The sequence below is a fragment of the Desulfovibrio sp. SGI.230 genome, assembly GCF_050313065.1.
Classification (GTDB): Bacteria; Desulfobacterota; Desulfovibrionia; order Desulfovibrionales; family Desulfovibrionaceae; genus Desulfovibrio.
This window is the reverse complement of the sequence record NZ_JBNPKS010000009.1, coordinates 60040-71926: the sequence shown is the minus strand read 5'-3', so window position 1 is coordinate 71926 and position 11887 is coordinate 60040. Positions and strand designations below refer to the sequence as shown.

2 protein-coding genes are annotated in these 11887 nt (G+C 67.3%); both read right to left on the bottom strand.

The features are described from left to right. Positions 1–14 precede the first annotated feature (14 nt). Positions 15–3134 carry a type I polyketide synthase gene (locus tag ACQRAG_RS08490; protein WP_427803615.1) on the bottom strand — a complete coding sequence of 1040 codons (3120 nt, stop codon included), beginning with the start codon at positions 3132–3134 and terminating at the stop codon, positions 15–17. A gap of 45 nt (positions 3135–3179) precedes the next feature. Continuing rightward, the gene (locus ACQRAG_RS08485) at positions 3180–11864 is read right to left on the bottom strand and encodes an amino acid adenylation domain-containing protein (protein WP_427803614.1); all 8685 of its coding nucleotides are present in this window, start codon (positions 11862–11864) and stop codon (positions 3180–3182) included. Positions 11865–11887 lie beyond the last annotated feature (23 nt).

Genomic DNA, 11887 nt, shown 5'->3' with positions numbered 1-11887 from the left:
TTTCTCCATGTTTCCTATGATTGACGGTCAGAGAGGCCGGAGGCCTCCTGCCGGTCGAGCAGGCTGGTCACACGATCCCTGAGATCCCTGTCCGGAGCGGCCGGGCGGCCGTAAGAGCCGGCGGCGTCACGGGCCAGGAGGCCTTGTTCGGCCAGGTTCTCCAGCAGGCGCGGAAGAAGCTGGTCGTACCGTTCCGGCAGGCCTATGCGTGCGGCGATGTCCCGGGCGGTATGGAAGCCCTCATCCGGGAAGGCCCCCAGATCCGTCAGGGCCTCGAGGGCATAGCCGGAGCAGAAGGTCTCGATCATCCGGGCATGCTCCCGGTATTCGGTGCCGTCGGGGCGGTCGTCTTCAGCGCCGGAGGCGGATTCGGCAGCCCGGGTCAGGCGCTGCCAGATGTCGTCCTGCGAGGCGGCCGGGGCGGCGGTGCTTCCGCTGGCTATGCCGCGGAACGAGTCGTCCACCCAGTGGCGTTCCCCCTGGAAGGGGTAGAGGGGCAGGTGGAGGCGGCCCCAGTGCTGGTCCTGGGCAAATGCTGCCCAGTCCACATCCGCTCCACTGCGGTAGAGGGCGGCCAGGGCCTCGCATGTCTGGCGCCATTCCGGGGTCCCGGCATGCATGGCGGCGACCCAGACGCCGTCTTCCCCGCTGTTCTCCAGGGCCTGCTCGCGGCGGCAGAGGGCCGTCAGCACGCCGGACGGGCCCAGCTCCAGCCAGGCCGCGGGAGCCATGTCCCGCAGCGTGCGGAAGCCGTCGAAAAAGCGCACGGTGGAGCGGATATGCCGCACCCAGTAGTCGGCCCCGGAGATCTCGGCAGGCCCGACCAGCCGGCCGGTGACATTGCTGACCACGGGCAGGCCGGGGGCGTCATAGGCGATGCTTTCGGCCACACGGGCGAAGTCGTCGAGGATGGGATCCATCAGGGAAGAATGGAAGGCATGGGAGACCGGCAGGTGGCGGATGCTGATGCCCAGGCTCCCGGCCTTGTCGGCGATGCGGGCAAGGTCTTCCAGCGGGCCCGACAGGACGGTCTGCGTGGAGCCGTTGACGGCAGCGATGCCTGTCCGTTCCGGCGTGCCGCAGGCGGCGAGCAGGGCGAGGACGTCCTTTTCGGAGGCCAGCACGGCGCTCATGCCGCCCCCGGCGGGCAGGGAGGCGATGAGGCGCCCCCGTGCGGCCACAAGACGTGCGGCATCCTCCAGGCTGAACACGCCTGCCAGGGTCGCGGCCACATATTCACCGATGCTGTGCCCGGCAGCGGCCAGAGGCTGGATACCGAAGGACTGCCACATCCGGGCAAGGGCATATTCCAGACTGAACAGGGCCGGCTGGGTGAAGGCGGTGTTGTCGAGCAGCGCGGCCTTGTCGGCGTCCCACATGACGCGCAGCAGGGGCTCGGGCAGCAGAGGGTCGAAAAGGCGGGCGCAGCGGTCGAGCTCCGCACGGAAGCACGGCTGCGCCTGGTAGAGTTCCTTCCCCATGCCCGAACGTTGCGCCCCCTGACCGGTGAAGAGGAAAACGGGCCTGTGTTCGTCGCCCGTGTTCGTGGTGGTCCACTCCTCGTGCGTCATCGCCGCATCAAGGCCGGAGCGCAGTTCTTCCAGGCTCTCGCCTACCACGGCGAGACGGACGGCGTGATGTTCCCGGCCTTCCTGTGTGGTATGGCAGAAGTCGGCCAGATCGAGACCGTCGGCATCCTGTCCGGCCAGGAATTCCCCATAGCGTCCTGCCAGTTCCTTCAGGGCCTTTTCGCTCCTGGCGGAGACCACCATCAGAGGGTTGGCGGCAGCCCCCGCACTGCGGGAGCTTTCCCGCTGCGGCGCTTCCTCGAGGATCAGGTGGGCATTGGTCCCGCCCACACCGAAAGAGCTGACGGCGGCACGCCGGGGGGAGAAGCCCTGCGGCCAGTCGATGGCCGTCTTGTTGACGAAGAAGGGGGTGGACGCGAAATCGATACGGGGGTTGGGGCTGTTGAAATGGCAGGTAGGGGCAATCCGGGCGTGCTTGATGGAAAGGATGGCCTTGATGAGGCTGGCCACCCCCGCCGCCACTTCCAGATGGCCGACGTTGCTCTTGACCGATCCCAGAGCGCAATAACCGCGTGCGGGGTTGTTGCGGGAGTAGATGCGGTTCAGGGCCTCGACCTCCAGCGGGTCACCGAGATAGGTGCCGGTACCATGCCCTTCCACATAGGCGATGGTGGCGGGATCGACGCCGCTGACGCCCAGGGCCTCGGCGATGACTTCGCTCTGGCCTTCGAGGCTGGGCGCGGAATAGGCGACCTTGGAATTGCCGTCGTTGTTGATGGCCGTCCCCAGGATGACCGCGTGGATGTCGTCGCGGTCGCGCAGGGCGTCTTCCAGGCGTTTGAGTAGCACGACGCCCACGCCGTTGCCTGAGACGATGCCTTCCGCCTGGGCGTCATAGGGGCGGCAATGCCCGTCAGGCGAAAAGATCATGCCTTCCTGGTAAAAATGGCCGTGCTCCTGCGGGATGTCGATGCCGCTGGCGCCGGCAAGGGCCATGTCGCACTCGCCGTTGAGCAGGCTCTGGCAGGCCAGATGCACGCTGACGAGGGAAGTGGAGCAGGCGCATTGCAGGTTGAAGGCCGGGCCCCGCAGGTTGAGCTTGTAGGAGACGCGGGTGCACAGATGGTCGCGGTCCGTACCGATATGGCCCTGCATGAAGCGCGCCGTGCCGTAGTCCGCCAGGTCGGCGCACATATAGTTGACGTAGTAGGTGCTCAGGCGCGTGCCGCCGAAGACGGCGACGGCGCCGGGATAGGTATAGGGATTGTAACCGGCATCCTCCAGGGCGTGCCAGCAGGTCTGCAGGAACTGGCATTGCTGGGGGTCGATGCAGATGGCTTCTGTCGGGGTGTAGCCGAAGAAGGCGGCATCGAACAGTTCCGCATCTTCCATGATGCCCGCGGCCCTGACATAGGTGGGGTCGGCTATGGTCTCCGGATGGATGCCTGCCCCGCGCAATTCGTCGTCCGTGAAAAAGGTGATGGACTCGGTCCCGCTGACGAGGTTTTTCCAGAATTGCCGGGTATCATTGGCACCGGGGAACCGGCAGTCCATGCCGATGACGGCGATGGCGTTCTCCGGGACCTTGTTCGTTTGTGGATGCATGGCATGCCTCGTGCGCATGGCGCTTTTGAAGGGTTGGTGAAAGGATCAGCGTCCGGTCCGTTGCCTGGAGCGGGTGCGCATGCGCCGTTCGGCCCGGTCCATGCCGCGGTCGAAGGCGGAGGCGCTCCCGCCGCCTTCCGGCGCGGATATCTCTTGCGCGGTCGTGCGCGGCGTCCTGTTGTCCAGCCAGGCTGCCAGTGCACGGATGCTGGTGTGCTCGAGCAGGGTCATGAGCGGGATATCCGTGCCCAGGCGTTCCCCGAGGGCGGCCTGTACGGCGACAAGATCAAGGGAACTCAGGCCCATTTCGAAGAAGCGGCTGTCGATGCTTATGTCGTCGCGGCCCAGGACATGCGCGATGGCTCCGGCCACCAGCCGTTCCGTCTCAGATCCGGGCTGTGCCCCCTTCATCCGGGGGAGTTCCTGGTCGGGGTCGAGTACGAGGCTCTTCCTGTCGACTTTGCCGGAGCTGGTCAGGGGAAGGCTTTCCCGCATCAGGATCATGCCGGGGACCAGGAAGGAGGGCAGACGCTCCGCCAGCCATTGCTGGAGCTCTTCCGGCGCCGGAGACGTGCCGGGCCGGCAGGCCACGAAAGCGGCCAGCACCTGGCCCGCCTGCCTGCCCCTGACCGTCAGGGCGGCGGCCTGTTCCACGAAAGGATGCTCCATGAGGGTGTTCTCCACCTCGCCCAGCTCGACCCGGTAACCGTTGATCTTGACTTGATTGTCCTGACGGCCGAGGAATTCGATATTGCCGTCGGGCATGTAGCAGCCCAGGTCACCGGTGGCGTAGAGGTCTTCCCCTGTGCCGGGGTGGCGTATGAAGCGCTCGGCCGTGCGTTCGGGATCCTTGAGGTACCCGTCGGCAAGACCGTCACCGGCGATGTGCAATTCGCCGGGGACCCAGTCCGGGCAGTCGCTACCGTGGCGGTCGAGGATGAAGAACCTCTGGTTGGCCAGCGGTTTGCCGTAAGGGATGCTCTTCCATTGCGGCAGGACGTCTTCCACGGGGAAGAAATTGGACCAGATGGAAGCTTCTGTGGCGCCGCCGAGGCTGAAGAGCCGCAGCTCCGGCCAGAAGGCCCTGATGCGTCCGGGCAGGCCCAGGGGGATCCAGTCCCCGCTGAGCAGGGCGCAGCGCAAGGGCGGCAGGGCAGCGGGATGATGCTCCAGATGGGCGGCAAGGATCTGGAGGAAGGGGGGGACGCTGTTCCAGATGCTCACCTGATGCCGGTGCATCAGCTCCAGCCAGTGGGCTGCTTCCAGACGTCTGGCGGGATCCGGCAGGACCAGGGCCCCGCCCGCGCCGAGCAGGCCGAACATGTCCCAGACGGACAGGTCGAAGGTGAAGCGCGAAAGGGCAAGGACCCTGTCCGAAGACCGCAGCCCGGTCAGTTCGTTGACGGCCCTGATGGTGTTGACGGCGCGTTCGTGGCGGATCATGACCCCCTTGGGAGCGCCCGTGGAGCCCGAAGTGTGGATGACGTAGGCCAGCGCGTCAGGACGGCTGACGCATCTTTCGAAATCAAATTCGGAATTCGATTTCAATAAATCCTCATCCATGACCATGACGGGCAGGCCCGCGGGCCAGGGCAGGGACGCATGGCGGCGCTGCACCAGGACGGCCCCGGCCCCGGAATATTCGAGCAGATGCTTGAGGCGGGCAGGGGGGACAGCGGCATCCACGGGCATGTAGGCGGCTCCGGCACTGCTCACGGCCAGGGCCGCGACCGCTTCTTCCCAGCCGCCGTTGCTGACGACGGCCACAAGGCTGCCCTGGCCGCAGCCCCGGGCCATGAGCCTGCCGCAAAGGGCCTCGGCAGCCCTGCCCAGATCCCGGTAGCTCAGGCAAAGATCGCCGTCCGCCAGGGCCAGGGCCCCGGGGGCATCTCGCAGGGAACGGGCAAAAAGGCTGTCCAGCGTCCCGCGGCCCGCATGGGGGAACTCCCGGGTCGTGGCGTTGGCCGTGCGGCGGCGTCCCAGCTGTTCCTGCGGCAGCAGGGGCAAATGGGTCTGGTGCCAGATCCTGTCGTCCCGGGCCAGCATCCGGAGCAGGCGACAATAGGCGGAAAACATGCTGTCCACGAGCCCTTCGGGGAAGAGTTCGTCCACGGCATCCCAGTTGAACTCAAGGCAATCGTCCACCTCGCGGACCTGATGGTCGATCCAGACTTGCGGCGTCTGCGTGATGTTGTAGACCATGCGCCCGAACGTGCGCAGGGCCGGATGGGTGCCGTGCTCGTCGCCGAAGCCGATGGTACTGGTGAAGACGATGGGGATGATGTCGGCGCTGGAACGGCCCGTGCATCTGCTCCATTCGCGGATGACCTCCACGCCGGAGAAGGTGCTGTGATCCATGTCGGCCCACAGCTGGGCCTGCAGGGTCCGTGCGCGCCGGAGGAAGGATGCCGTGCCGTCGAAAGAGCAGGCAAGCAGGCTCACGGACGTGAAGTCGCCCACGATCTCCCCGACTTCGGGATGCAGGGGCAGCCGGTTGAAAAGCGTGACATTGAGAGTGAACTCGTCCCGGCTGCTCCAGCGGGCCAGCACCTCGGCATAGCAGGCCAGCAGCAGGCCGGAGACCGTCAGCTCGTGCGCGGCGGCCTTTTGGCGCAGGTCCGCCCAGGTCTTCCGGTCGAGCTGCGCCGCATGGCGGACGAAGCGCGGGCGCTCCACCTGCGCGGGCGTGACGGCCAGGGGCAGGTCCGGCGCGGGCGGCAGGGCGGCGACACGCTCCAGCCAGTATTCTTTGTCCTTCCGGTAGCGCGGGCTCTTCCTGAAGGCTTCCAGTGCCAGCACATAGTCCCGGAACGAAAGGTCCAGGGGGGCCGGTTCCCGTTCAGGATACCGGTAGAGGCTTTCGAGCCCGTTCATCATCAGGTTCATGCTGTGCAGGTCGGCTACCAGCAGGTCCAGGCTGATGTGCAGGCGGATGGGACCGCCCGGCATCCGGGTGGCGGCCACACGGAACAGGGGCCATTCCTTCGCGGAGAGCACTTCATGCCCCATGCGTTCCCGGCATTCCAGCACCATTTGTTCGGCAGCCCCGGCATCCAGGCCCGTCGCGTCCTGTACCGTGACGGTGAAGGGCGGCACCTCGGGCAGGATGCGTTGCCGTCCGTCCTCCATGATGACGCAGCGCAGCATGTCGTGATGCCGGATCAGTCTGTTCCAGCAGGCCTCCCAGCGGGGAAGGTCCAGATCCTCCGTTTCCAGCTCGAGATAGACGTGGCAGGAGACATTGCCCAGCACGAGGGCGCCTGTCCGGCCCACCCAGTAGGCCTGTTGCATGTCCATGAGCGGGAAGGGCTCATGACGGGCGGCGCTGTCGGGAAGGATGACGGGCAGGTCCCCGTCCTGAGCCCTTTTCCCGGCGTCGAGCAGGGAGGCGATCCGGGAGGCCAGGGCATCGATGGTAGGCTCCTTGAACAGCAGGCTGCGGTCCACCCGGATGCGGAACTGCTTTTCCAGCGACTGGAACAGGTCCAGGGCCAGCAGGCTGTCCACGCCCAGCTCGATAAGGTTGGCATCGCCGGGCAGGCTCGCGGCGTCGGTCCGCAGGATGGTCGCCACCTTGGCACGGACGGCCCGCATGACGGCATCCCGGCTGTCCCGGCCCGCGCTGTCCGCTTCGGGCGATACGGAGGCTTCGCTGTCGTCCGCTGTGGCGGGGCAGAGCGATCGCAGCAGGGGCGGCAAACGGTCGCTGTCGTAGCCTGCGGCATAGCGGGGCCAGTCCATATGCAGCACGGCGGCCCTGCACACGTCGCGGGAGAGGAGGCGTTCCATGACGGCAAAGCCTTCCTCGGGCGCAACGGTATGGATGCCTAAACGGGAAAGGGTGCGGAGGTCGGCCTGACGTGCGGCCATGCCGGCATCACGGAAGGCGCCCCAGTTGATGCTGAGGGCGGGCAGGCCCAGATGGCGGCGGTACAGCGCGAGCTCGTCAAGGAAGGCATTGGCCGCCGCGTAGTTGCCCATGCCCATGGGGCCGAGGAAGGAGGCCGTGGAGGAGAACAGGACGAAGGCTTCCAGCTGGTGGTCCAGCGAGAGCCGGTGCAGGTTCCAGGCGCCCTCCGCCTTGGGGGCGAGGACCCGTTTGAAGCGCGACGCATCGAGGCGGAGGAGCCTGTCGTCATCCAGCGTCCCGGCCAGGTGCCAGATGCGCTTCAGAGGCGGCATGTCTTTCAGGGCGGAGTCCACGGCATGTCGCAGGGCGCTGCTGTCGGACACGTCGGCCAGGGCCAGACGGACAGTGCAGCCCTGTTGCCGCAGGTCTTCCAGCAGGGCCGCTTCCTCCGCCGCAGGCTGGCGGCGGGCCAGCAACAGCAGGTGACGGCAGCCCCGGCGTACGCGGTCGGCGCACAGGCGCAGGGCTATCCCGCCCAGGCCGCCGCTCACCAGTTCCGTGCCGGAGCATGCGGGATGCCCGGTTTGGACGGCGGCGGGCCAGCGCAGGATGATCTTGCCCGTGTGGCGCGCCTGCATCATGTGCCGGAAAGCAGCGTCATGGCGGTCGGCGGCAAAGACCGTGACCGGCAGCAGGGCCAGCTCTCCCCGGGCGCATCCCCGCATGGCACGCCGGAAGATCCCGGCCATCAGGTCGGGCCGGTCGCGTCCCAGCTCCACTAGATCCAAAGGACGGTAGCGCATGAGGCCGCGTCCGGTCCGGTAGTCGCCCGCCTGGCGCAGACCGCTCTTGCCCAGCTCCACGAAGCAGCCATTGTCCGCCACCAGCGTGAAGGAGGCTTCCTGCGTCTCGCCGGCCAGGGAGTTGAGGATGATGTCCACCCCCCTGCCGCCGGTGGCATCCAGGACTTCCTGGGCGAAGGCGGTGGAACGGGAATCCATGACCAGTTCCGCCCCGAGCGATCGGACCAGCTCCCGTTTGGCCGGGGTGCCTGCCGTGGCGAAGATGCGGGCACCGGCCCTGCGGCACACTGCCATGGCGGCGAGTCCCACACCGCCGGAGGCCGCGTGGATGAGGACGGTCTGTCCGGCGCGGATGCCGGCAAGCTCCTCAAGGCCGTAGCAGGCCGTGATGTAGGCGACGGGCAGCGCGGCGGCCTGTTCGAACGAGATGTCCGCGGGCAGGGGGCAGGTCATGGCGGCAGGCAGGGTGATGTGGGTCCGCAGGCAACCATAGGCGCTGACCGCCACGCGATCCCCTACCTGGATACCGGAGACGCCGTCACCCACAGCGGTGACGATGCCGGCCCCGTCACTGCCCACGGCGGTCTCTTCGCCGGGGTAGATGCCCATGACCATCATGACGTCACGGAAGTTGAGGCTGGAGGCCGCAAGGGCCACTTCCACCTCGCCCGCTTCCGGGGAGCGGCGTTCCAGCGGCTGCCAGCGCAGGTTGTCGAGACCGGGACCTTCCATGACGAGGGCCCGGGGGCCTGTCGCTCCGTCGTCCCGGCCGTCGTCCGCCCTTTCAAGGCGGGGCAGGAGGCGGCGGCCGTCACGCAAGGCCTGACGGTCTTCCCCGTCTTCGCAGGCAAGGGCCCGGAACAGGGTATCGTCGGCCTCCGGGTGCTGGAGATCCATGAGGCGCACGCGCAGGGCGGGATGCTCCATGCACACTACCGGGCCGAGGCCCCAGACGAGGGACTGGCCGGGCAACGGCCGCTCATGGGCGTCGGCCGCAATGTCGGGGCCGAAAGTCCCGCTTGTGAGGGTCACGAGATCGAGGCGGGCCTCCATGTCCCGTGCCCGCGCCTGCCGGACGATCTCCAGCAGGGGCAGCACGCTGCGGTCATAGGTCCCGTCAGGATCAGCCATGCCCGGGACGCCCAGGGGCCAGGCATCCACCACATGCAGGCGGCCCTGTCCGTCAGCAAGGGCATCCAGAGCCGCAGGAAGGCCGTCCCGTTCCGCATGGGAAAGGACGCGGCAGTGGCAGCCGTCAGATTCCAGGCGCGCCGCAAGTGCCTCGGCCAGGGGGCCGGGATCTGCCAGTACGAGCCAGCGCCCGTCCAGCCGGGCCCGGCCGGGGAGCTGTTCCCCCTCGATCCAGCGGACAGCGTAACGGGCGGCCTCCGGGGAACCGGCCTCTTCCTCGACGCTTTCAGACGGCAGGGCACTCATGCGCAGGCCTTCCATGCGACCGACGGCTTCGCCGTTGCCGTCGAAAAGGCTGACGTCCAGCAGGAACGTGCCCGTATCGCCGGGATCCCCGGCCGGGCTTTCCCGCAGCTCCAGCATGACCTGCACATCAGCGGGGCACTGTTCCGGCAGGTCCAGATGCCGGCAACCCGCCGGGACGAAGATCCTGTCCGTATCCCTGTCCTGCTGGGGGATGCAGGAGAGCACACCCTGCAGGCAGGCGTCCAGCAGGGCGGGATCCCAGCCCCAACCGTCGTTGGAGTTGCCGGAGGAGACACGGGTCCAGGCCCTGCCCCGGCCGCTGCGGATCTCCCGCAACAGGCGGAAGGAAGGCCCGTACGAGACGCCAAGGCCCTGCATGGCGGCATAATAGGCCGCTATGTCCTCGGGCATGTCCTCGTCGCTTGCCGGTGCCGCCGCAGGCATGGAGCATGCCGGGCCTTCGATGCCGGCTCGCGCGGTCCTGTGCCAGGCCCCGGGCGCTTCGGGGGCGGTAGAGGTGAAGAGCTCCATGACGCCCCGTTCCCTGTCGCCTTCCAGGATGAGCTGGAAAAAGACGTCCCGGTCCCCGTCCAGCGGCAGGGGACGAAGCAGGGCCACATGACCGAGACCGCAGTCCGCGCCGTATTCCCGGGCGGCGGCCGCGCGCAGGAGCTCGAGGAGCAGGCTGCCCGGGGCGATGCTCCTGCCCGCTACCCGGTGTTCCCGCATGCGTTCCAGTTCCTTGCCGCCAAGGCGGCCCCCGTAAAGGATCTTTCCTTCCGCAGTTGTGAAGCGTTCGCGCCACACGGGATGGGAGAGGGCTTCACGGCCGGTGCCATCCGTGCCGGTGCTGTCTTCTTCAGGCCAGAAGCGGCGGCGCTGGAAGGGAGTCAGGGGAAGCCGGACGCGACGGGCGCCCAGAAGCAGGGCTTTTTCCTGGAGGGCGTCCAATGCCTTGTCGTCACCGGCCATGTAGGCCAGGGCCACCCGCTGGAGTCCGTCATCCATGAGGTCGCCGGGCACGTCCCGCGCCTCCGTATGTCCGGAAAGCAGCATCCCCTCGGGCATCCCGCCCCGGGCAAAGGCGTGCAAAGCCTCCCGGAGCGCGCCGGTCGAGGTGGCGCGGACGGCCAGCCGGACCTTGTCCTGGCTGCGTGAGGCCCTGGCCGTGAAGCAGATGTCGGCAAGGGAGGCGGACGGGGCCTCCAGCGCTCGGGCCATGCGTCCGGCAAGGGCACGCAGCATGGTCCCGGTGCGCGACGAAAGGACGAAAAGATCCGGCGTGCCGTCAGGCAGGTGGCGGGAATTCACCGGCTCTTCAGGAGCCTGCATGATGACGGCATGGGCGTTGGACCCGCCGATGCCGAAGGAGCTGATCCCGGCGGCGCGTGGTCTTTCCGCATCCTTCCAGTCCGCAAGGGCCGTGTTGATGTAGAAAGGGCTGGCGTCGAGGTCCAGGGCCGGATTGGCTTCCTCGAACAGGGGGTGGGGCGGAATGTGGCCGGTATGGACGGCCATGACGGCCTTGATGAAACTGGCGATGCCCGACGCGGCATCGGCATGGCCGATGTTGGCCTTGACCGCGCCGAGGGCGCAGAAGCCCCTGTCCTGCGTGAAATGGCCAAAGGCCTTGCCCAGGGCGGCGAATTCGATGGGGTCGCCGAGGGCCGTCCCGGTGCCGTGGCTTTCGACAAGGCCGATATCACGCGCGGAAAGTCCCGAGAGGGAGATCGCCTCGCCGATGACGGCGGTCTGGCCGAATTCGCCGGGCGCGGTATAGCCCACCCGCCGGGAACCGTCATTGTTGACTACGGAGGCCAGCACCACGGCATAGATGTGGTCGCGGTCGCGCAGGGCATCTGCCAGCCGTTTCAGGACGACGACGCCCGCCCCGCCGGAAAAGACCGTGCCCGAGGCATTTTTGTCAAAGGGGCGGCAGTAGCCGTCACGGGAGAAGATCATGCCTTCCTGGAACAAGTAACCTTTCTCCTGGGGCACATCGATGGCCACCCCTCCGGCCAGGGCCATGTCGCACGCGCCGCTGCGCAGGTTCTCGCAGGCCACGTGCACGGCGGAAAGCGAGCTGGAGCAGGCCGTCTGCACGCACAGGCTGGGCCCGTTCAGGTTCAGCTTGTAGGAGACGCGCGAGCACAGGTAATCCTTGTCGTTGCCCACCAGGCACTGGAAGGCTTCGGCACCGTTCCCGGCTTTCAGGCCGCGGCACGCATGTTCCAGATAGGCACTGATGCGGCTGCCTGCAAAAACGCCGACGCTCTTGCCTTCCAGACCGCCGCCGGGCAGGGGCGTATATCCGGCATCCTCCAGCGATTCCCAGGCGCATTCCAGGAAGGTGCGCTGCTGCGGGTCGATCTTTTCCGCCTCGCTGCCGGCATAGCCGAAAAAGGCTGCGTCGAATTTGTCGATGTCCCCCAGGCTGTAGGTCGCCGGGACGTAGTTCGGGTCGCGCAGCAGGCCGTGATCCACGCCCGCTGCGGCAAGGTCTTTCCGGTCCAGGAAGGTCACGCTGACCTTGCCTTCGCAAAGGTTGCGCCAGTATCCGTCGAGGTCGGGAGCACCGGGAAAACGGCAGCTCATGCCGATGACGGCGATCGCTTCGTCAGTGATGTTCATGCTGTCCATGACTTTCTGTCCTGCGGCATCTT